The organism is Leptotrichia sp. SK-5 (assembly GCF_055387215.1).
This window is the reverse complement of sequence record NZ_AP028931.1, coordinates 1769725-1791813: the sequence shown is the minus strand read 5'-3', so window position 1 is coordinate 1791813 and position 22089 is coordinate 1769725. Positions and strand designations below refer to the sequence as shown.

Below are 22089 nucleotides of genomic sequence, written 5' to 3'. Positions count from 1 at the left end.
AATGAATAAATTTATAAATGAAAATTTATTGAAAATGAATACGGAAGAATTTTTGTCTAATATAAAAAAGGTGTTTAACGATGTTTTTTCAGACGGAAATATTGAGAAGATAAATCTAATGAACTATTTATCAGAAAATAAATGGTTAAGTATAAAAAAACGTGGACTCTTATTACCTTTTCTTTCTGAAAAATTTGGAGGAAGAAAGGATAGTCAATTTGAAATTCAGGAAGTTCTTAGAATAGCTGGGAGTTATGGAGTGCCAGTTACACTTAGAATGGGAATTGAAGGAGCTTTAGTGTTGCAGCCGCTTGTTGAATATGGAAATAAGGAACAGATTGAAAAAGGTCTGGAAATGATATTTAACGGAGAAGGCGGAGGACTGGCTATAACAGAGCCTGAGACTTCTGGATCTGCCATAGCAAAAGAAATGCAGTCTTACTACGAATATATTGATGAAAATACAATTCATGTTAAAGCTGATAAATATTGGCAGGGAAATTCTCAAAGTGATTTTTTATTAATTGCAGCAAAGGAAAAGAAAGAAGGAAAACTTTCAAAGGTAATTAGCTTAATTTTAGTTCCAAGAAAATATATAACTTATGATGTGTTAAATTCAGAAGGGCTGAAAGCAGTGAGATATGCTGTAAATCATGTAGATGCTCATATTCCTGCAAAATATGTAATAAAACTTTCAGAAAGTAAAGCAAATTGCCTTAGAGAATTTCAAAATATATTCATCCGAAGCAGATTACAGCTAGTTGGAATGACACATGGAATCATGGAATATATTATAAAAAATATAAAAAAATATGCCAAATCTGATATTCCATTTGTGAAAAGGGAGCTGGACGAAATAGAAACAGCTTACGGCGTGTCAAAAATTATGTATAATTACACTTGCAATAATGTTTATCCTGAAAAATCGGTGTCAGACAAACTTATGGAAGCAAATATTATAAAGAGCCTTGCTACTGAGTACACATACAATGCTGCAAAAACAGCACAAAAGTTATTGGGGGCAAAAGGATTTGAATCTGGGCATCCGATGAGCAATGTGGCAATTGATTTTAGACCGTTTACTATCTTTGAAGGTCCAAACGACATGCTTTATGCTGAAATTTATGATCAGTTTTCAAAAGCTACGGCTGTGGAGAAGAAGGAAGGAATTAGAGTAGACAAAAATTCCACAATCTATGAAAGATTTATTTCAGATAGACGATTTTCAAGTATTTCTGTTAGCGGTATCCTGAATAAAGCAGATGATTTGACAAACTTTTTAAAAAAACATGCTTTAAATGAAATGAATCAGATAACAAAAGTTTTTGTTGGGAAAATACTGGCAAGATTGTTTCTTTTAATTCAAACAGAATCGGATAATTTGGTAAAATTCTTGATAAGGGATATTAGAAAAGATATTTTAGATTTTGAGTATAATAGTTAAATTAATAAAAAAAGAAGGATAACTAATAAAAGCTATTCTTCTTTTATTTTATTCAGTTATTTAAAAAACTGCGTAAATATTGTAATGATACTGATATTGGCAAAATCAATAAATAATGAACCGACAATTGGAATTACGAAAAATGCCATTTTTGAATAAATATATTTTTCTGTAACTGCTTTCATGTTTGAAATTCCGTTTGGAGTTGCTCCAAGTCCAAATCCACAATGTCCTGAAACCATTACTGCCGCATCATAATCAGATCCCATTGTTCTAAATGTAACAACATTTAAATAAATATAAATCAATATAACTTGTGCAACTAATAAAATAATTACAGGCAATGCTAAATCAATTAATTCCCATAATCTTAGTGTCATTAGTGCCATTGAAAGAAATAGACTAAGTGCCACATCTTCAAGAATGCTTATTTCTTTTGTCGGAGCATTCATAGCCTTTACATTGTCTGATAAATTTCTAATAATTGCAGCAACAATCATTGGTCCAATGTAAACAGGGAAATGTGCTTCAAAATTTGTAAAGCTCATAAGATAATCAATAAATATTGATAAATATGAACCAATTCCCATTGCAATTAAGATATAGAAAAACGCCATTGAAAATCGTTCCCCATCAAGATAAGGCTTTTGTCTTTTTAACACTTCTTCATCAATATCTTCATCTCCATGCTGAATACCGTCTTTTACAAAATGTTCAGGCAATAATTTGTGTTTTTTAATAAGTCTGCTTGCGATAGGTCCTCCCATAGCAGATCCTACAATAAGACCAAAAGTTGCAGAAGCAATGGCAATAGCATTTGCTCCTTTGTATGCAGGACCGAGAGCTTCAATTGTTGGAGCTACAGCGGCGGATGTTCCATGTCCTCCAGTCATTGGAGTAGATCCTGTCATTAGTGCCAGTAATGGCGGAAGTCCTACAAATTTTGAAAGTCCAACTGCAACAGCATTTTGCAAAATACATAATCCTGCTGCAACAAATAGGAAAATAAGTACCTTTTTTCCACCTTTTTTCAATACTTTTAAACTTGCGTTAAATCCTACACTTGTAAAAAACATAACCATAAAGAATTTTTGCAATGTATCAGTAAACTTTACTTCAGCTATATTTGTCTGTCTTAAAATAAAAACAAGTATTGAAAATAGAAAACCACCAATAACAGGTGCTGGAATACAGTATTTTTCAAAAAATTTGATTTTTTTTCTAAGTTTCATTCCAATTAACAATAAAATAACTGCTAGACCAATTGTCTGAATCATATCCATGTTAATTTTAACCATAAATAATTCACCTCACTATAAATTTTTTTTGTAATGCAACATTATACTATAAATTCAAATAAAGTGCAAATCTAAATCAAAAGTTATTTTTTTAGCTCCAAAATTATAAAAAAAATAACAATAATTTAAAAATAGAATTGCAAAAATTTGGAAAAAGCAATAAAATATGGTAAAATATAGTAAATTTGAGAGATTTTCTCTAATTTTTAATTTACTTAATTTTTAAAAGTTTGAGATTAAAGAAGTTTGGAAATAGATAATATAATAAAAAAAACGCAAATAGATAATAAAAATCTGATGATATGAAAGGTGGCTTGAAATATGGATTTTACTAAAGTTAGAGAAGATGAGGAAAAATCAATTTTGGAGAAAAAAGAAATTGTTGAAAAAGATTTTTGGCGACAAAAATATCATATTCAAGGAATTGTGGGATTAATTAACGATCCAAATGGATTTTCGCAGTTTAATGGAAAATATCATATGTTTTATCAATGGAATCCATTGGGAACTAATCATAAAAATAAAACTTGGGCTCATAGTGTGAGCGGTGATTTATTACATTGGGAAAGGCTGAAAACAGCTTTGCGACCTGATACTTGGTATTCTAAGAATGGGGTTTATTCTGGGAGTGCGATTGTAGATGATGAAAAACTTTATTTGTTTTATACAGGAAATGTGAAAGATTCTGATGGAAATAGGGAATCTTACCAATGCATAGCAGTTTCAAGCGACGGAGAAAATTTTGAGAGATGGGAGCCAAGCATTGTAAATCAGCCAGATGGATATACACGGCACATAAGAGATCCAAAAATCTGGAAAAAAGATGGTAAATTTTATGCTGTAATTGGTATTCAAAGTAAAAATTTGGAAGGGAAGGCAGTTTTATACAGTTCAGAAAATATAAAAGATTGGAAATTTGAAGGAGAAATTGCTGGGGCAAATCATGGAAAAATTAAAGACTTTGGATTTATGTGGGAATGTCCTGATTACTTTCAGTTAAAAGATGAAAAAACTCGAGAAATAAAGGATTTATTGGTTTTTTCGCCGCAAGGATTAGAGCCAGAAGGAGATTTATACAATAACAAATATCAGACAGGATATTTATTTGGAAAATTAGATTACGAAAAACCTGAATTTGAAATTTTATCAGACTTTGTGGAAATTGACAGAGGAAATGACTTTTATGCACCACAGTCAATGGAAGATGATAAAGGAAGAAGGCTTATTGTAGGCTGGATGGGAATTCCAGAAGAAGAAGACTTTCCAACTGTAAAAAATGAATGGCTTCACTGCTTAACTTTACCAAGAGAACTTAAAGTAATAGGTGGAAAACTTTATCAAGTGCCAATAAAGGAAATGGAAAGCATCCGTGGAGAAAAAATTGAATTTAGCGGAAAAGTTGCTGGAGAAGTAAAAGTTGGAACAGGAGCAACTTATGAATTAAAAGTTAAATTTAAAGATTTTAATTCTGATTTTGGATTGAAATTACGAACTGGTAAAAGTAGTGAAACAGTTTTAAAATTTGATTACAAAGATAAAAAATTTGTGTTAGACAGAGCAAAAGGTGAACAGCCTGATAAAAGATTAAGAAAAGTCTATTTAGGAGATATTTCGGAGCTGGAACTTACTATATTTGTTGATAATTCTTCTGTGGAAGTGTTTATTAACGGCGGACAGGAAGTATTTTCTTCACGAATATTCCCTGAAAAAGATGCAGATGGAATAATTGTATTTGCAGATAAGGATGTAAATGTGGAAATAGAAAAATGGGAATGGAAATAAAGTTTTTTTTAATAAGAGAGGAAAAAATTGATAAAGAAAAAGAATATAAAATTAGACATAGTAAATTTACTGGATGAAATTCAGAACGGAAAATACAGTAATATCCAGTTAAATTACTATTTTTCTAAAAATAATTATACAAAAAAAGAAAAAATGTTTATTACAAATGTAATAAATGTTGTGATAAAAAATTTGATTTATATTGATTATCTGATTGGGAAAAGTGTTAGGAATGTGAAAAAGAGAAAGATAAAACAGCTTTTGAGAATTTCGGTTGCACAATTGTTTTTCATGGAATCAGATAATGCGGGGGTTATTTTTGAGGCTGGGGAGATTACAAAAATTTTGAATGCACATCAAGTTGGATTTGTGAATGCGACTTTGCAGAACATTTTGAAAAATAAAGAAAAATTTGATGAGGAAATTCCAGAAGACAATAGGGAAAGTATTGTTTTGTCGTACCCACAATGGTTTGTGAATAAGATGAAAATTGATTATCCTGATGATTATTTGGAAATGCTTAAATCTTATAAAAAAAGAAGTTATTTGTCAGTTAGATTTGATAAGAATAAAATTACGAGTGAAAAATTTGAGGAATTGCTGAAAAATATTAAGACAGAAGTCTTATTTTCTGTTGGTAAAGTTTATTATTTATCAAATGCGAATATTTTTGATACGGAAATTTATAAGAATGGGGATGTTGTGATTCAGGATGCATCGTCTTATCTGGCTGTGAGAAATTTAGGCGTGAAAGATGGGGAAACTGTACTTGACGCCTGTTCTGCTCCTGGTGGAAAATCCCTTGCAATTTTACAGCTGTTTAATCCGAAAAAGTTGATTTCTACTGATATTCACGAGCATAAAGTGAAATTATTGAATGAACTTAAAAATAAATATGGTTACAGCAATTTTGAAGTAAAATTGAATGATGCCGCACAAATTGAGAATTTAGACACAATGTTTGACAAGATAATTTTAGATATGCCTTGCAGCGGGCTTGGAGTTCTTCGGAAAAAGCCTGAAAAAATATATGAGCTGACTGCAAATGATATAAAAAATTTAAAGAAACTTCAGAAAAAAATATTTGAAAGTGCATATAAATCTTTGAAAAATGGCGGAGAAATAGTTTATAGCACTTGTACATTTTCTAAAAATGAGAACACTAATAATATTCAGTATTTTCTCGAAAAATATGAGGATTTGGAAATTATGCAAGTAGAGATTCCTGAAAATATTGAAAATATAAGAGATGAATTTGGGGGAGTTTATATTTCGTATAAAAATAAATACATGGATGGGTTTTATATTGCAAAATTAAGAAAAAAATAAAAGAGTTTTGAGTATACCAAACTAAGAATAAAAATGGGACTAAATATTTTAGAGCAAGTTTACAAAATAAAAATAAATTTGAAAATGAATTATTCTATAAAAGTACAGAAAAAATGATTGAAAGGACATATTTGGGATGCGATTTAATTTGGATGATGATGTAAAATTCATATTGGAACAACTGAATAGAAATGGAAAAGGATTTCTTGTCGGTGGAGCAGTTAGAGATAAAATATTAAATAAAGATCCTGGCGATTATGATTTTGCAACTGATATAGAATATTCAGAATTGAAAAGAATCTTTGCTGGTTATAACCCAAAAGAAATGGGAGCTCATTTTGGAATTCTTATGATAAATGTTAATGGAAAAAGCTATGAAATAGCAAAATTCCGTAAAGAAACAGGAGTTTACAACAGCAGATACCCAAAAGATATTAAGTTTGTAAAAACAATTGAAGAAGATTTGGCAAGAAGGGATTTTACGATAAATTCTATTGCTTACAGCGAACAGACTGGAATAGTTGATTTGTATGGGGGAAGGCAGGATATTAGACGGAAAGTGATAAGATTTGTAGGTAAGCCAAAGCTTAGAATAGAAGAAGATGCTCTTAGAATTTTAAGGGCTTTTCGATTTATTTCAAAATTAGGATTTAATTTGGATAAAAAAACAGCTGAAGCCATTTACAAAAAAAGAAAATTTTTGACTAAAATATCTAAAGAAAGAATTTTTGACGAGTTAAGTAAAATTCTTATGGGAAAATTTGTTAAAAAAGCTTTTATAGAAATGAAAAAATTACGGGTTTTAGAAATGATAATTCCCGAATTTTATTATACTTACAATTTTGATCAGAATAATCCCAATCATCCAGACGACTTGTTTAATCATATTATAAAAGTTATTCATCTTTGTGATTATGATTTGGTAACTAGATTTGCGGCACTTTTTCACGATTTGGGTAAAATAAATGTAAAAATTATTGATGCAAAGGGTATTTTTTATTTTTATGGACATGAAAAGGAAAGTGCATTAATAGCAGAAGAGGAATTAAAACAGCTCAAGGCATCCAATGATTTTATAAATTCAGTAAAAAAAATTGTAAAAAATCATATGTTAATTTATCAAGATGTTTCAGATAAGACGTTGAAAAAGTTGATTATTGAAATGGAAGAAAAAAATCTAAAAAGACTTTTTAATTTATTTTCTGCAGACTTAAATTCTAAAGGACTTAGGACAAAAAAAGAAAATGAAGAGATTTTACAAAATTTTCGGGAAAAAATTGAAAATATAAAGAAACAGGGTAAAATACCACAGTTTAATGATTTAGATATAACAGGGATTGATTTGATAAATCTTAAATTTAGTAACCGTGAGATTGGAGAAGTAAAAAATAGATTGTATGAGCTTGTGCTTGGCGATGAGATTGAAAATGAGAAAGAAGCATTATTAAAATATGTTGTCAAGCATTACAAATTAAATGATAACTTTGAGTATGAAAATTCATGCGGTGCAATTGTTTTTAATGAAAATACCGAAAAAATTCTGCTTGTGAAAATGCACAATGGTAACTGGGGCTTTCCAAAAGGGCATATCGAAAAGGATGAAACTAAGGAAGAAACGGCAATTCGTGAAGTTCTTGAAGAAACAAATGTAAGAATAAAAATAATTCCTGATTTTGAAAGAGAAATAAAATATATTCCAAATGAGAAAACTATTAAGAAAGTTACAATTTTTATGGGAATTACGCAAGATGAAGAGGTTACCATTGATACTTTTGAAATTGAGGATTTTAAATGGTGTACTTATGAGGAAGCATTAAAGCTGGTTACTTATAAGCTTCAGAAGGATGTGCTGGAAAACGCAAGAAAAGTATTTATAAAGTCGAAGACAGGTTAGAGCTTTAATAAAAATAAATGTAAGAGGAAAATAAAGTAAAAAATGAAAACAGAAAAAATTTTAGGTTATGAAGTTCACAGAAAAAAAGTAAAAAATATAAATTTACGAATAAAGCCCAATATGGAAATCTATATTTCTGTACCAATGAATTTACATCGTGATTACATTGAAAATTTTATCCGATCTAAAGAAGGCTGGATAAAAAGTGTTTTGAAAAAAGTTGAAGATGTTAAGGAAAAACAGAAGGGCTTTGAGTACAAAACTGGTGAAATTCATAAATTTTTGGGAAAAGAATACAATTTAACTGTGAAAACTGGGAGTTTTAATGGTGTGAATTTAATAAATAATGAAAAAAATCCAAATATAATTTTAACAGTTAATGAAAATATTTTGGAAAATATTGACGAAAAGAAAAAAATTATGGAAAAATGGTATTTTGAAAATGCAAAAAAATTATTTCCGCAATTTATGGAAAAATGGCTAAAAATATTGGATGAACATGTGGAGAAAGTAGCAATAAAGCCTATGAAGACTAGATGGGGTTCGTGTAATTATGTAAAAAAGTATATAAATCTTAATACGGAGCTTATAAAAAGAACACCTTTTGAGATAGAATATGTGGTTTTACATGAATTGACTCATTTAAAATATCCAAATCATGGAAAAGGTTTTTATAATTATGTCGAACGATATATGCCAAATTACAAGATTGCTGAAAAAATGCTAAATGCTAAACATTATTACTAATTTTAAAGCAAAAAAAATGAGTAAAATTACAATATTTAAAAATATTCTTTACTAATTAAAAGAGGAACTATCGCTTAAAGACAGTTCCTTTATTTTTTTATTGACTTAATTAGTATCTGTTATATCATAATCCGCTAAAATTTCAATTTCTCCATTTTCATAAACAAAAAGTCCAGTAACAGCTTCATGAGGCAAGTCGCTATGCATTTTCTCGGCTGCTTTACGAATATATCCTTTTTGTGTTTCATCATTAGTTGGACAACCAGCGCAGTCACTATGTCCTGCCACAAAGATATGGTCAGATTTATGTTTATTAACTGAAATTAAAACAACCTTATCTTCTATTTTTTTTAAATACTCCTCATCACTAACAATTTTATTTACAGCTCCTGCATCAGTAATGGTATCAACAAAAGTATATCTATAATTACTTCTGATATATTCATTCAAAATATGAATAAATCTTCCATCCATACAGCATACTAAAGTACAAAACATAATTTCCTCCCTCGTTCAAACAACTATAGATTTTTAATTGTTACAAGTTTGAAGTTATTTGAAATATATCTTAAAGATGTTGAAATTATAGCATATTTAATGGTAAAAATCAAAAATTTTAGCTTAATAAATTTTCTAGAAAATATTCAATCACATACTCTGCACATTTTATCCCATCAACTGCCGCCGACATAATTCCGCCTGCGTATCCTGCACCTTCTCCACAAGGCATAAGTCCTTCGATATTTGAGAAAAATCTTTCATTTCTAGGAATTTTCACTGGAGATGAACTACGGCTTTCGACACCTGAAAGAATTGCATCATAACTGGCAAATCCTTTTATTTTTTTATCCATTAAGCTAATTCCTTCTTTTATTGAATCGTTTATGAATTGTGGAAAAATTTCATTTAAGTTTGCAAATTTGTAGCCTGCCAGATAGCTTGGTTTCACTTTTCCTAATTTTGTTGAAGTTTTATTATTTAAAAAGTCGCCAAATAGCTGAATAGGGGCTTTGTAACCCTTTCCACCAAGTTCAAATGCTTTTTCTTCCAGTTTTCTTTGAAATTCAACTCCAGCCAGAACGCTTTCTCCTGAAAAATCCTCAGGAAATACATTTACTAAAATTGCAGAGTTTGCATTTTCCAAATCTCTTTGTGAATAGCTCATTCCATTTACGACAAGTCTGCCTTCCTCACTTGAAGATGGTACAACGACACCTCCAGGACACATGCAGAACGTATAAACTCCACGTCCATTGCTTGTCTTTACATTTAATTTGTATTCTGCGGCCGGCAATTTATCAGCAAATTTTCCATATTGCGAATAATTTATCATACTTTGAAGATGCTCAATTCGGACTCCTACCGAAAAAGTTTTCCGTTCCATTGCAACGTTTTCTTCGTTCAGCATAAAGAAAGTTTCTCTTGCACTATGCCCAATTGCGAGAACTACAATATTTGTTGGGATTTCATAAATTTTATTTTTATCAGAATTTTCTACATTTTCAACTAAAATGCTTTTTATTTTATTGTTTTCAGAATTAGATTTTTCATAATTTATTTTTGTTAATTTTGTGCTAAATCTGTATTCTCCCCCAAGACTTTCGATTTTATGCCTGATTTTACGCATTATTTCGATTAATTTATCGGTTCCAATGTGAGGCTTTGACATATAGTTGATTTTGGGATCAGCACCAGCGAGAATTAGTTCATCATAAACCTTCTGAATCCGAAAATTATTTGTATTCGTGTTTAGTTTCCCATCTGAAAATGTTCCAGCTCCTCCTTCTCCAAACTGTACATTTGAATATTTATCAAGTTTTCCAGTTTTGAAAAAATTATAGACATCCTTTTCACGCTCATCTACATTTTTTCCTTGCTCAATGATAATAGGCTTTAATCCAGCTTCAGCAAGCACAAGTCCAGCAAAAATTCCAGCGGGACCGCTTCCAACAATAATAGGACGTTTCACATTTTCAGTTTCTGTAAAGTTCTCAATTTTTTCCGTAGAATAAGGTTTTTTCTCAATTTTTCGCACATTTTTTACATTTTCAAATCTTTTCTTTTCCGTTTCCTCATCAAAGTTAAAGGAAATATCCACCGCATAAACAAATACGACATTATCTTTTTTTCTGGCATCAATTGCCTGTCCTGCGATTTCAAATGACTTTACTTCATTCTCATTAATTTTGTAAAGTTTGTAAACTGTTTTTTTTAAATCATTTTCGCTATGTTTTACAGGCATTTTTATATTATTTATTCTAATCATTTTTCTCCTTATTAGTTTAGTTGTTTTTAAAAGTTGACAATATTATTTTTCATTTTAAATAGTAAATTTGCTATAAATCTATTTTAGCAATAAAGTTAAAAGTAAATAATTTATAAAATTTATTATTAAGGTATCTAATTTATTGACATTTTAAATTATACCGTTTTTTTAAAGATTTTTTCCTAAAAAATATCCAGAAGTCCATGCCCATTGTAAGTTAAATCCGCCACATTCACCGTAAACATCCAGTATTTCCCCAGCAAAATACAGATTTTTAACTTTTTTTGATTCCAGATTTTCCAGATTAACTTCACTTAGAGGAATACCTCCAGCAGTAACTTGAGCTGCTTTAAAGCCATTTGTATCAATAATTTTTATTCTATATTTTTTTAAAGTTGTACAAATTTTGCGAATTTCGTTGTCTGTAAGTTCATTTATACTTTTTGATAATTTTTCAATTCCTGCCGATTTTGTCAAAAATTGTCCCAGTTTTTTATTGACAACTCCATTAAAAAATTGTTCCATTGTAAAATCCTTTAATATTGTCCGACGTTTTTTTAAAATTTCAAAAATTTCATTATAAGTAAATTTTGGCATAAAATCAATTTCAAATTCCACGTTTCTGTAAATTGGGAAAACATACGAAATGTTAAAAACTACATTTCCAGAAATGCCAAAATCAGTAAACAGCAGTTCACCATCATAAGTACAAATTTTTTCTTTTTCACCGTTTCCATTTTCTCCAAAAGCCGTAATTTCCACATCCGACTTAATTCCTTTTAAACCTTTAATTTTTTCTTTTTCTGCCTTTAGCTGTACAATAACAGGCGTTAATTCCGTAACAGTATGCCCAAAGGTCTTTGCCAGCTCATAGCCGCTCCCGTTCGAACCAAGTTCAGGATACGATTTTCCACCAGTTGCAATGACTACTTTTTTGGCAATTATTTGTTTTTTATCTTCAGAAATTATCTTAAAATCAAACATTTCCTTTTCAATTTTTGTAACATAAAAATCTGTAATTATCTCTATTCCAAGACTTTGTGCATAAAATCTAAGTCCATCTACAATTGATGCAGCCTGTCCACTAAGTGGATAAACTTTTCCACGGTTTTCCTCATTACAAATAATTCCGACTTCATCTTCAAAAAATCTCATTGCATCTTGTGAAGTAAAACTCTTTAAAATTTTCTCAATCGGCTGTTTCATTTTTTCGATTCCAAAATAATTTTTATTGGAAGCATTTACATTTGTCAAGTTACATCGTCCATTTCCAGTTGTAAGCACTTTTTTCAGAACTCTGTCCTTTCTTTCCAGAATGACAACATCCCTTCCGTTTTTCTTTGCAGTAATCGCTGTCAAAAAACCTGAAGCGCCACCTCCAATTATCGCTACTTCTCTTTTCATATTATGATTCCGTTCTCCTAAATATTTATGATAAATTTTTTAAATTTTATTAATTTTTTGTTTAAATGATAATTTATAAAATAAAAACGAGCCGTGTGCTCGTTTTTTTGTATGAAAGAAGTCTAAATGTAGAGATGGGGCGTCTCTATTAGACAGTTATTTATATCACATATATGTATATTTGTCAATATTCTAAAAAAATTCAAATATTTTATGATTTTGATTAATATTTTTTTATTTTAATTTTTATTTTAATAAAATTCTTCTTGATTTTAGTTTTAATAAAATGATTTTATTATGTTTAAAAAAAAGAAACATGAAAATTTATAGAAAAATATTTATAAACAATAATCTATTTCATAAACTTGAATAAATAAAAACTATAAGTTAGAGTAAAAAATTTGATTTTTGAAAAAAAATAAAGTACAATTTAAGTAGGAAAATAAGGGAAAATATGATTATGGGGGTATAAAATGAAACATAAAAAAGAAAAAATTGTAAAGACAAATGCACTAAGACAGCTGGATAAACAGAAGATCCCATATACTATTCATACTTATGAGTGGAGCGAGGATAAAAGCGGAGGGCTTGGTGCTGCTGAAAAGTTGCCTGAATTGGCGGATAGGGTTTTTAAGACTATTGTGTTAAAGGGAAAAAGTAAGAATTTGTACGTTTGTGTGATTCATGGAGAGGCTCATCTTGATTTAAAGAAGGTAGCAAAGGCTTGTGGGGAGAAAAATATTGATTTATTGCCATTATCAGAATTGGAGAAGGAAACAGGATATATTCGTGGAGGCTGTTCTCCTGTGGGAATGAAGAAACTGTTCAGGACTTTTTTTGACAAGGAAATTGAAAAATTTGACAAAATAATGGTTTCGGCTGGCAGACGAGGACTGCAGATGGAAGTGGAAACAAAAAAGCTGATTGAAGTAGTGAAAGGGAACATTGTGGATTTGACGATGGAAGAAATTTAGATTGTGAAGGGATGATGGTTTTTATGAAAGAGAAAATTAAAATTGGAAAAGAAGAAATCGAAAAAATGAGGGAAAATAGTAGAGATGTTACGAAACTTACTCTTGAACTTAATACAAAATATAATTCGGCACAGGAAATTGTGGAGCTTATGTCAAAAATTACAGGTAAAGAAGTTGATAAAAGTTTTGCTCTTTTTCCGCCGTTTAATACAGATTATGGAAAAAATATTATTTTTGGTAAAAATATGTTTATAAATGCCGGGTGCGAGTTTCAGGATCAAGGGGGAATTGCAATAGGAGATAATGTTTTAATAGGGCATAATGTCGTTCTAGCTACATTGGATCATAACATTTGTGTGAGTAAAAGATCTGAACTGTTTGCAGCGCCAATTGTTATTGAAGATGATGTGTGGATTGGAGCAAATGTTACAATTACATCTGGCGTTACCATTGGGAAAGGCTCTATTGTAGCAGCTGGGGCGGTTGTTACGAAAGATGTTCCAGAATACAGTATTGTAGGAGGAGTTCCTGCTAAAGTGATAAGAGAATTGACAGAAGAAGAGAGAAAGTAATAGATGAACAGTAAAAATTTAAAATAGCGTCTTTTTAGAAAAAGTTTAAATAACTAATTTTTATAACCGATGGATTATATAATAGAATGCAATAAATATAAATGCGATATAATAAAAAAGTTACTAGTATTTCATTATTTTGATTCTAATCGGAATATCGTCAGATATATATAAAAATGAAATATTCATGAAAACAATTCACAGATGAGAGAAGCAGATAAAAAACTCAAAAAAGAAAAATTAAGTTTTTTAGAAAATAGGTTATAAGAATAAAATAATCCAAGTTTATAATGTAATTAAAACTTAGGATTTTTTATAAAAATGTGAATATTTTCTAGAAGAAGAACTTTTAACATTAGAATTTTAAAAAAAGAATATTAGAAATAACTTTACATAACTATACTAATATGGTATTATATAAACGAAAATAATAGAAATACACATCATGGGAAAATACTGTTCGTTTTATTACTAATTTAAAAATTTTTTATTAAAAGAAGGAGCTGAGTGTCGTGAAAAAAGTGACAAAAAAAGCATTTGGGATTTTAGCATTAGTTGTATTATCAGTGCCTGCTCAAGCAGGGTGGTTATCCAATCTAGGACAGAGAATAGTAAATGGTGCAGCGAATACTGTACAGACTAACATTTCTGGAAAGGTTAACAAAGCAGTAAATGATGTCATGGATGGGAAAGTTGGAAATCAGCCTAGTGAAAAAAAGACAAATCAGAAATCGAAAGAAACATCTACTGCACGAACACAAGATTCAAAAGTTTCTGCTAAAACTGCTGAAGAAGCTGTTGAAGGTAAAATAACGTCGACTACTAAGAGGGGAAGAGCTATACCGTATACTAATAATTATGAAGACATAGATCTTGGTATAACAAAATTTAGAGGAGAACCAATTTTTGGTCAAAGTTTAAAAATTGGACAAACCAAATCATCTATAGATCAATTTTTAGATCCTGGATATTATTTGATTTCTATCAGTGCAAGTTCTTATAGTGATCATATCAGTGCTATATATGAACATGAAGAAAAGGGAATTCAATTTGGATTCGGTATTATTACAAGAAAAAGAATATATGATACTGGTAATTATAAAATTGTTGGTGGTCAGAATGGACTTTTATACATTGTAGAAGTTTTGCCAAATACACAAGGACATTTAGAAGTTAATTTGGTAAATAGTCAAAGATTAATGGGATCTGGAAATTTATCAATTTATAAAATCCCAGGACCTACATTAAAGTAAGACAAAAAGAGCTGTCTCAAAATGATTAAAATTTTGAGTTCAGCTTCTTTTTTTTGTTATAAAAAGAATAGAAATATTGTAGTCATACCACCTATTTACTTTCTAACAAGGGATCTTGCCCCCTTGCTAAACAGAATTATAAAAACTCCCCTGTTTTAATGGGGAATAGTATAAAAAGTAGAAAAAATTGTGCAACTTTTAAAAACCTCAAACTCTTGATACTGTTAGAGTTCGAGGTTTTAACTGTCAAATTTGAGAATATATCATACACATTTTTCTTTGTTAAATTATATTTTATTTTTGTTACATTAAACACAAAAAAAACATACATATATTTCATATGTATGTATAATTCTACCTTTTTGGGGTCAGTACTGGTATGTTATTAGATTGACTAATAAAATTTATGAGTTTTTGGATCAATATAAGTTGCCTGTTTAGTCGGTGTATTTAAGAATTGTGAAGCACCTATATGTGTTGTTTCCATTATAGCGAATAAACTATTGCTTTGCTGTTCCATATATGCAGTTGATACAATAAATCGCACAATTGCCTTTTTAACAGGTTTACCATTAGAGTATTTCGTTTTTACTTTAAACTTTATGCTATCCCAATATTTAGGATAGTACACTGTTCCATTATCATAAACATAAAAATGCCATGCTCCAGCATAAATATCCTGCCTATTGTTTATAAACTCTACGGCATCACTTGAATAATATGGTATCAGAGCGGCATACGACATTGACCCTAAATATTGAATTATAGCTATGTACTCTTTACCGGGTTCAACTTCGACTTCAACAGGATATACTTTTAAATCACGAGTGTTTCCAGGCCTTAACGAACCTGTTCCATCAGGTCCCAACTCTACCGGCATATTAACTGTTAATGGCATAGAAATATCTTTTCCGATTATTTCATAAACAAATTTTTTCTCTGCACGAACACAATTAAAGAAAAGTTCCTTCTCCTTTTCACTTCTCCATACATTATTTGGAAGAAGTGCATGGCTAATAGGGCTATAATTTTTTTGAAACTTTGCATTTGATACTGAACATTCTTCAGCTCCTGCAAAAACTGCAGTATTAATACAGGTTAACAAAAATATTATTTCTAAAAAAATCCTTCTCATAGATTTCATAACAGCACACTCCTTTATTTAATTTTAAAATTTCTAAGTTACTAATAAAATGACTTGTATTTTTTTACGATATGTACCTCTATCACTTTTATTTATATAATATCATATTAGTGTGTCCATGTAAAGCATTTCTCAATTAATTTTAAGTGTTGCCTTTTTCTTCTTTTTGTTGTTTTTTGTTTACAAACCATATTAGTTTTCTCCTTTGATTTCTTGTAGTGAATTAATCATACCACAGAAAACTTTTATAGTTTTTATTTTATTTCTAAATAGTAACACTTTATTTTACAAATTTTAGATTAATTTTTTTGTATAACTTAGATAACTTTTTTCGATGTTTTTCAGTTTTGTAGTTTAACTGCTAGTTTTTTAGTTAATAAAAATATGTATCAGCTGATATTGAAAATTAAAATATCAAAAAATAATACATGGACTGGATTTTATTAGCCCTTTTTAGTATAATTATTATTATGGATTGAAATGAAAGGAGAAGTAGTAAGATGAAAAAGGACAGATTAGTAGGCTTTTTTGATGGAGTTATAGCGATTATAATAACAGTTCTGGTATTGGAGCTGCCTAAAATAAAAGGTACGACATTGGCAGCCGTTTGGGAAAATAGAGTGAATTATTTTGCATATATAACTACATTTACGCTGTTTGTAATATTTTGGGATACTCATCATATGATATTTGACAAGGTTGAGAAAATAAATTCTAAAATAGTTAAAATACAGATGCTTCTATTGTTTTTAAATACTTTGTTTCCATATATAACATTGTGGGTTTCTGAAAATCCTTACAGTTATTTGGTGGAATGTGTGTATATATTTTTTCTATTAGGAGAAAATACTATTTATTCATGGCTTTGCAATGAACTTGTGAAGGCAGATCCTGAGAATATAAAGCTAAAGAAAACAGTAATAAGTCTTAAAAGACACAAAATAACAACGATTTTACAAATTTCTTCTTTTGTAATAGGTTTATTTAATCCAATGCTTATGCTAATAATAGGATTTATTTCATTGTCAATATGGTATATTCCAATGCCTAAACTTAAAAAAAGAAATTTTAAAAAACATTAAAAAATGATGGAAATATTTTAGATAAAATAAATAAAGGAGAAAAAATGAACTACAAACTTGTATTAATAGACTTGGATGACACACTTTTTGATTATCCAAAAACTGAAAAAACAGCGTTTAGGAACACTTTTGAAGAATTAGGATTTTTTGTGGAAAGTAAATTAAGTAATGATAAAAAAGAAGAAATTTATGAAAAGATAAAAGATAGATACAAAGATGTGAATTTCCAGTTATGGAAGGATTTAGAAAAAGGGGCTGTGGATAAGGATAGATTAAAGATTGTAAGATTTGAAAAAATAATTGAGGAGTTTGATTTGAAATACGATCCGTATGAAATGAGCGAACTTTACCTGAAAAAACTAGGAGAAGGGATTTTTCCATTTGAAGCAACTGAAAAACTGTGTAAATACTTACATTCAAAATACAAAGTTGGAATTGTAACTAATGGAATAAAGGAAGTCCAGTATTCACGAATAGAAAATTCAGCAATTGCCAAATATATTGATAAAATCATCATTTCTGATGAAGTTGGTGTAAATAAGCCTGATAAACGAATATTTGAATATGCAATGAATTATTTTGAAATAATGGATAAATCTGAAGTTATAATGATAGGTGATTCGTTAGGAGCAGATATAAAAGGTGGACAAAACGCTGGAATTGATACTTGCTGGGTAAATTTGAGAAATAATGTGAATGATACTGGGATAATTCCAAATTATGAAGTAAATAAATTGGAAAAATTATTTGAAATATTATAATTTACTCAAAACTTTAGTGAATTTATAAGAGAAAAAAAATTTTCTTATAGTAAAATGACTAGAGAGTCAATTATTTAAAAAATTAAAAAATAAATAAAAAAGTAATTATTAAACCAAACAATCTAATACAAAATTAAAAAAGGGAACTGCATTAATGATTATAGATAAATTTTTATAAATTAAGTTTAATAAAAAATCAATAAAAGAGGAGGATGACATAAATGACTGAAAAAAGAAAAAGTTTTTTGCTTTTAATTATTTTTCTTTTGGTAAATAGTTTTGGGATTTCTGAAAATTTAAAAGATGAAAATTATTTTGCACTAAAAAAAGATGAACAAAATTTCATAGAAAATAAAAAAGACAGCGAAAAAGAAGTTTTGGAAAATGAACTCAAAATAGAATTGGACAGAAATATTTTAAATAAAGAAAAAAAATTAGAAAATAATAAAGATATAGCTTTTCAGGAGAATAAGAGAATTGGGCTGGTGCTTAGCGGGGGAACAGCGAAAGGGCTTGCTCATATTGGGATATTAAAGGTGCTGGAAGAGGAAAAAGTGCCTATAGAATATGCGACTGGAACGAGTATGGGAAGCATTATTGCGGGAATGTATAGCGTCGGATATACTCCGCAGGAAATTGAGGAAATTGCAATTAGCATGGATTGGCTGGGACTTTTTAACGATAAAATCGAGAGAAAGGACAAGGGGGCTATAAGAAATTTAATTGAAGATAGGAATAGTACGGTAATTCCAATGAAAAACTTTATGCCGAAATTGCCTAGCGGAGTCGTTGGAGGAAAAACTGCTAGTCAAAGGCTAAATGAAATTTTTTATGGAGCAATTGGAATACAGGATTTTAGAAAGTTTCCGAGAAAGTTTGCAGCAGTTGCTACTGATTTGGAATCTGGAGAAGGTGTTATGATTGATAAAGGCTCGATTGCAACGGCAATTAGGGAAAGTTTGTCATTGCCATCAATTTTTGCACCGATTCGGGATGGAAAAAGGCTTTACATTGACGGGGGAGTTACACGGAATTTGCCTGTGCAGGATGTGAAAGTGCTTGGAGCAGATTATACAATTGGAGTGAATGTAGGAGACGGATTTACAAAAAGAGATGAGAATAAAATGAATTTGGTTGACGTAATTACAGATTCGACAACAATTGCTGGAAGGCAGGAAGTGGAGCGTCAAATTCGTATGCTTGACTTATATATGAAACCAGATTTGGAAAAATTTGAGTCTTATGATTTTTCAAAGGTAAAGGAGCTTATTGCGGCTGGAGAGAAAATTGCAAGAGAAAATATAGATGAAATTAGAAAATTATCAAATCCTGAACTTTATGAAAAATTGGAGGAAAAACGGAAAGAGTTTAGACGGACTTGGAGCGATGAGTACAATATTACAGGAGTTGTGATAGAAGGGAACAAAAAATATAAAAAAGCATATTTTGATAAATTTTTGCCTAAAAAACTTGGTGTTTTAAGCAGGCTGGATATGGAAAAAATTGTTAATAATATTTATCAGAACGGTGATTTTACAACGGTGTATTACGAAGTGAAGGACAATGATTTGGTAATAAATGTGCAGGAAAAACCGAGTGACTATTTGACACTTTCGGGAAATATAAATAACGAAGACTTGGCTACGGTAAATGTTGGTTTTCAGGGAAGTAAAATTATAAATAATACGAATGTCAGATATTCAGTAACAGGAACAGTTGCAAATGAATATGGGGCAAGAGGTAAGGCTACCGCTGAACTTGGAAAAGATTCAAAAGCCTTGATTTACAGCGAATTTGAATACAAACGTGATATTATAAAAAATCAGAAATACAATAACGGATATTTCAACTTTGAAAACAGAAAATTCAAAATTGGAGCAGGAATTGGATTTGAAATGTATAAAAATCTGTTATTCTCAATTGGTGGAGGCTATCAGATTTCAGATGTGACAAAACATCAGAATAATGCTGAAAATGTAAGAAAATCATTCCCATACTTTGAAGCCCAGCTAGATTACGACACAAGAGACAGTATAAACTTTGCAACAAGAGGAGTGCATTTATTTTCAAAATATACATTAGCAAATGCAAAAAAGGCTAAATTTAACTCGTTAAGTGCAGGTGGAGAAATTAATATACCGATTGGCGAAAGAATTACAATTACTCCAAAAGTATCATATCTAACATCTTATGGAGATGACATTCCAGAAACTTACAGACCTAAAATGGGAGGAATACGAACAGCTGACAATTCATTGGAATTTGCTGGAATGCCAGCAGATAAAATTCGTGGAAACAGTATTTTTATTGGAAGCCTGAAGGCTCAATATAATGTATCAAAACTTGTATATTTAGACACAACTTACTCAAGGGCAAACATTTTTCAAAAAGCCTACAGCTTCGGAAATGAAGAAAAGGAAAGCTATAAATTTGGGTTTGGAGTAAAAGCCTTGTCAATTCCGCTTTATTTTGGATTTGCAAAAGTTCCGGGAGAAAGCTGGAGATACATTATAAACTTTGGATATTCGCCAGAATAATAATTTTGGGAATAGTAAGCAAAGTGAAAGAAAAATCTTTTTGATATTGAAAAAATATGATAGAATAAAATTGTAAAATTTAAAAAATACGAAAAATTAGGAGGAAGAAATGAAAAAAATACCAGAAGCAGTTGGACCATATTCAGCTTTTAGAAAAGCAGGCGACTTTTTGTACATCTCAGGACAAATCGCAATAAATCCTGAAAATCAGCAAATCGAAGCTGTTACAGTAGAAGAACAGGCAAGACAAGTTCTTGAAAACTTGAAGGCAATCTTAGAAAACAACGGATTAACAACAAAAAACGTTATAAAAACAACTGTATTATTAGACAACATCAACGACTTCGGAGCAGTAAACAGCATTTATGCAGAATACTTTACTGAACCATATCCAGCAAGATCAGCCTTTGCAGTAGATAAACTACCAAAAGGAGTTTTGGTGGAAATTGAAGCGATAGCTTATTTTGGAGAATAATATTTTGTTTTTTTGTTAAATTTGGCAAACTTGGAGAAAATCTGAGTTTGCTTTTTTGGTTTAGCCATTGTCTTTTTCTTTTATAAATGATATAATTACAAAAAATAAAGGAGAGAATATGAATTATATAGGTTCAAAATATAGCTTAATCAATTTTTTGACAGAAACAATAGAAACTGTTGTAGAACATAAAAACAACAAAAAAAATTATATATTTGCAGATTTATTTGCAGGAACTGGAGTGGTAGGTTCAAAATTTAAGGAACTGGGATACAATGTTATTTCAAATGACATACAATATTATAGTTATGTTATTAATAAACATTTAATAGAGAATAGTGAAAATATTGGGATTTCTAGTGAAACTTTGGAAAAACTTAATAATATGGAAGGTATTGAAGGATTTATTTATAATAATTATTGTTCTGGCGGGAGTGAAAGAAATTATTTTTCTGATTATAATGGCAAAAAATGTGATGCTATGCGAATTGAAATTGAAGAATTATATAATGAGAAAAAAATATCACAAGGACAGTATTTTTATTTATTAGCAAGTTTGATAAATTCAATTGATAAATATGCAAATACAGCTTCTGTTTATGGAGCTTTTTTAAAGTGTTTAAAAAAATCAGCAAGTCGTGAATTTGTATTGGAATTGTTACCAAAAGTAACTGGAAAAATTGGAAAAGTTTACAATAAGAACATAAGTGAATTGATTAAGGAAATAGAAGGGGACATTTTATATTTAGATCCCCCATATAATTCAAGACAATATTGTTCAAATTATCATGTATTGGAAACAATAGCACGATACGATAATCCAGAATTATTTGGAAAAACAGGACTTAGGGATTATTCGGATCAAAAAAGTGAATTTTGTTCCAAAGTGAAAGTTGAAAAAGTATTTGAAGAATTAATAAAAAATGCAAAATTCAAATATATTTTTTTAAGTTATAATAATGAAGGAATTATGACGCTAGATGTTATAAAAAAAATTATGGAAAAATATGGGGAATATAAAATTTTTACTAAAGAATACAAGCGTTTTAGGGCAGATAAAGAAAATTCTAGAAATCACAAGAGTAATTCAACAATTGAATATTTGCATTGTTTAATAAAAGGGTAAA

18 protein-coding genes are annotated in these 22089 nt (G+C 29.7%); 13 read left to right on the top strand and 5 right to left on the bottom strand.

Annotated elements, in window-relative coordinates; translation table 11 throughout:
* Position 1: 1 nt before the first annotated feature.
* Positions 2-1444, top strand: coding sequence for an acyl-CoA dehydrogenase family protein (locus ACZ5B9_RS08995; protein ID WP_464422285.1), 1443 nt, complete (start codon positions 2-4; stop codon positions 1442-1444).
* Between the two features lie 56 nt (positions 1445-1500).
* Here the strand turns inward: ACZ5B9_RS08995 and gltS are convergent, their stop codons facing one another.
* Positions 1501-2742 carry a sodium/glutamate symporter gene (gene gltS, locus ACZ5B9_RS08990; RefSeq protein WP_464422284.1) on the bottom strand — a complete coding sequence of 414 codons (1242 nt, stop codon included), beginning with the start codon at positions 2740-2742 and terminating at the stop codon, positions 1501-1503.
* A 321-nt stretch (positions 2743-3063) separates the two neighbouring features.
* Here gltS and ACZ5B9_RS08985 point away from each other — a divergent pair, with 321 nt between their 5' ends.
* From ACZ5B9_RS08985 to ACZ5B9_RS08970, 4 genes are all read left to right on the top strand, one after another.
* Positions 3064-4524, top strand: coding sequence for a glycoside hydrolase family 32 protein (locus ACZ5B9_RS08985; protein ID WP_464422283.1), 1461 nt, complete (start codon positions 3064-3066; stop codon positions 4522-4524).
* Between the two features lie 27 nt (positions 4525-4551).
* The gene (gene rsmB, locus ACZ5B9_RS08980) at positions 4552-5853 is read left to right on the top strand and encodes a 16S rRNA (cytosine(967)-C(5))-methyltransferase RsmB (protein WP_464422282.1); all 1302 of its coding nucleotides are present in this window, start codon (positions 4552-4554) and stop codon (positions 5851-5853) included.
* A gap of 136 nt (positions 5854-5989) precedes the next feature.
* Positions 5990-7747 (top strand): NUDIX domain-containing protein, encoded by a 1758-nt coding sequence (locus ACZ5B9_RS08975; RefSeq protein WP_464422281.1) that lies wholly within the window; start codon positions 5990-5992, stop codon positions 7745-7747.
* A gap of 42 nt (positions 7748-7789) precedes the next feature.
* Positions 7790-8494 (top strand): M48 family metallopeptidase, encoded by a 705-nt coding sequence (locus ACZ5B9_RS08970; protein ID WP_464422280.1) that lies wholly within the window; start codon positions 7790-7792, stop codon positions 8492-8494.
* 105 nt (positions 8495-8599) lie between these two features.
* Here the strand turns inward: ACZ5B9_RS08970 and ACZ5B9_RS08965 are convergent, their stop codons facing one another.
* The 3 genes from ACZ5B9_RS08965 to ACZ5B9_RS08955 form a co-directional block, all read right to left on the bottom strand.
* Positions 8600-8992 carry a carbonic anhydrase gene (locus ACZ5B9_RS08965; RefSeq protein ID WP_464422279.1) on the bottom strand — a complete coding sequence of 131 codons (393 nt, stop codon included), beginning with the start codon at positions 8990-8992 and terminating at the stop codon, positions 8600-8602.
* 118 nt (positions 8993-9110) lie between these two features.
* Complete coding sequence (locus tag ACZ5B9_RS08960; protein ID WP_464422278.1) at positions 9111-10760, bottom strand: NAD(P)/FAD-dependent oxidoreductase; 1650 nt, start codon at positions 10758-10760, stop codon at positions 9111-9113.
* 168 nt (positions 10761-10928) lie between these two features.
* Positions 10929-12164 carry a BaiN/RdsA family NAD(P)/FAD-dependent oxidoreductase gene (locus tag ACZ5B9_RS08955; RefSeq protein ID WP_464422277.1) on the bottom strand — a complete coding sequence of 412 codons (1236 nt, stop codon included), beginning with the start codon at positions 12162-12164 and terminating at the stop codon, positions 10929-10931.
* 473 nt (positions 12165-12637) lie between these two features.
* Here ACZ5B9_RS08955 and ybaK point away from each other — a divergent pair, with 473 nt between their 5' ends.
* The 3 genes from ybaK (at position 12638) to ACZ5B9_RS08940 (ending at position 14963) form a co-directional block, all read left to right on the top strand.
* Complete coding sequence (ybaK, locus tag ACZ5B9_RS08950) at positions 12638-13138, top strand: Cys-tRNA(Pro) deacylase (RefSeq protein WP_464422276.1); 501 nt, start codon at positions 12638-12640, stop codon at positions 13136-13138.
* Between the two features lie 23 nt (positions 13139-13161).
* Complete coding sequence (locus ACZ5B9_RS08945) at positions 13162-13710, top strand: sugar O-acetyltransferase (RefSeq protein ID WP_464422275.1); 549 nt, start codon at positions 13162-13164, stop codon at positions 13708-13710.
* A gap of 512 nt (positions 13711-14222) precedes the next feature.
* Entirely contained in the window at positions 14223-14963 is a 741-nt protein-coding gene (locus ACZ5B9_RS08940) for a hypothetical protein (protein WP_464422274.1), read from the top strand.
* Between the two features lie 394 nt (positions 14964-15357).
* Here the strand turns inward: ACZ5B9_RS08940 and ACZ5B9_RS08935 are convergent, their stop codons facing one another.
* Entirely contained in the window at positions 15358-16068 is a 711-nt protein-coding gene (locus ACZ5B9_RS08935; RefSeq protein ID WP_464422273.1) for a hypothetical protein, read from the bottom strand.
* Positions 16069-16607: 539 nt separating this feature from the next.
* On the opposite strand from ACZ5B9_RS08935, the gene ACZ5B9_RS08930 reads away from it, so the two are divergent.
* The 5 genes from ACZ5B9_RS08930 to ACZ5B9_RS08910 all read left to right on the top strand — a co-directional run bounded on the left by ACZ5B9_RS08930 (position 16608) and on the right by ACZ5B9_RS08910 (position 22088).
* Positions 16608-17189, top strand: a complete 582-nt coding sequence (locus tag ACZ5B9_RS08930) for a TMEM175 family protein (protein WP_464422272.1) — start codon at positions 16608-16610, stop codon at positions 17187-17189.
* A gap of 44 nt (positions 17190-17233) precedes the next feature.
* Positions 17234-17950, top strand: a complete 717-nt coding sequence (locus ACZ5B9_RS08925) for a YjjG family noncanonical pyrimidine nucleotidase (RefSeq protein WP_464422271.1) — start codon at positions 17234-17236, stop codon at positions 17948-17950.
* Between the two features lie 221 nt (positions 17951-18171).
* Entirely contained in the window at positions 18172-20487 is a 2316-nt protein-coding gene (locus ACZ5B9_RS08920) for a patatin-like phospholipase family protein (RefSeq protein ID WP_464422270.1), read from the top strand.
* Positions 20488-20596: 109 nt separating this feature from the next.
* Positions 20597-20962 carry a Rid family detoxifying hydrolase gene (locus tag ACZ5B9_RS08915; RefSeq protein WP_021743025.1) on the top strand — a complete coding sequence of 122 codons (366 nt, stop codon included), beginning with the start codon at positions 20597-20599 and terminating at the stop codon, positions 20960-20962.
* Positions 20963-21080: 118 nt separating this feature from the next.
* Positions 21081-22088 (top strand): DNA adenine methylase, encoded by a 1008-nt coding sequence (locus tag ACZ5B9_RS08910; RefSeq protein WP_464422269.1) that lies wholly within the window; start codon positions 21081-21083, stop codon positions 22086-22088.
* The last annotated feature ends 1 nt before the right edge of the window (position 22089 follow it).

Excerpts from the sequence above, each read along its gene's own strand:
- ACZ5B9_RS08995 (WP_464422285.1), top strand. The coding sequence starts at position 2 with ATGAATAAATTTATAAATGAAAATTTATTGAAAATGAATACGGAAGAA.
- gltS (WP_464422284.1), bottom strand. The coding sequence starts at position 2,742 with ATGGTTAAAATTAACATGGATATGATTCAGACAATTGGTCTAGCAGTT.
- ACZ5B9_RS08985 (WP_464422283.1), top strand. The coding sequence starts at position 3,064 with ATGGATTTTACTAAAGTTAGAGAAGATGAGGAAAAATCAATTTTGGAG.
- ACZ5B9_RS08975 (WP_464422281.1), top strand. The coding sequence starts at position 5,990 with ATGCGATTTAATTTGGATGATGATGTAAAATTCATATTGGAACAACTG.
- ACZ5B9_RS08970 (WP_464422280.1), top strand. The coding sequence starts at position 7,790 with ATGAAAACAGAAAAAATTTTAGGTTATGAAGTTCACAGAAAAAAAGTA.
- ACZ5B9_RS08965 (WP_464422279.1), bottom strand. The coding sequence starts at position 8,992 with ATGTTTTGTACTTTAGTATGCTGTATGGATGGAAGATTTATTCATATT.
- ACZ5B9_RS08960 (WP_464422278.1), bottom strand. The coding sequence starts at position 10,760 with ATGATTAGAATAAATAATATAAAAATGCCTGTAAAACATAGCGAAAAT.
- ACZ5B9_RS08955 (WP_464422277.1), bottom strand. The coding sequence starts at position 12,164 with ATGAAAAGAGAAGTAGCGATAATTGGAGGTGGCGCTTCAGGTTTTTTG.
- ybaK (WP_464422276.1), top strand. The coding sequence starts at position 12,638 with ATGAAACATAAAAAAGAAAAAATTGTAAAGACAAATGCACTAAGACAG.
- ACZ5B9_RS08945 (WP_464422275.1), top strand. The coding sequence starts at position 13,162 with ATGAAAGAGAAAATTAAAATTGGAAAAGAAGAAATCGAAAAAATGAGG.
- ACZ5B9_RS08930 (WP_464422272.1), top strand. The coding sequence starts at position 16,608 with ATGAAAAAGGACAGATTAGTAGGCTTTTTTGATGGAGTTATAGCGATT.
- ACZ5B9_RS08925 (WP_464422271.1), top strand. The coding sequence starts at position 17,234 with ATGAACTACAAACTTGTATTAATAGACTTGGATGACACACTTTTTGAT.
- ACZ5B9_RS08920 (WP_464422270.1), top strand. The coding sequence starts at position 18,172 with ATGACTGAAAAAAGAAAAAGTTTTTTGCTTTTAATTATTTTTCTTTTG.
- ACZ5B9_RS08915 (WP_021743025.1), top strand. The coding sequence starts at position 20,597 with ATGAAAAAAATACCAGAAGCAGTTGGACCATATTCAGCTTTTAGAAAA.
- ACZ5B9_RS08910 (WP_464422269.1), top strand. The coding sequence starts at position 21,081 with ATGAATTATATAGGTTCAAAATATAGCTTAATCAATTTTTTGACAGAA.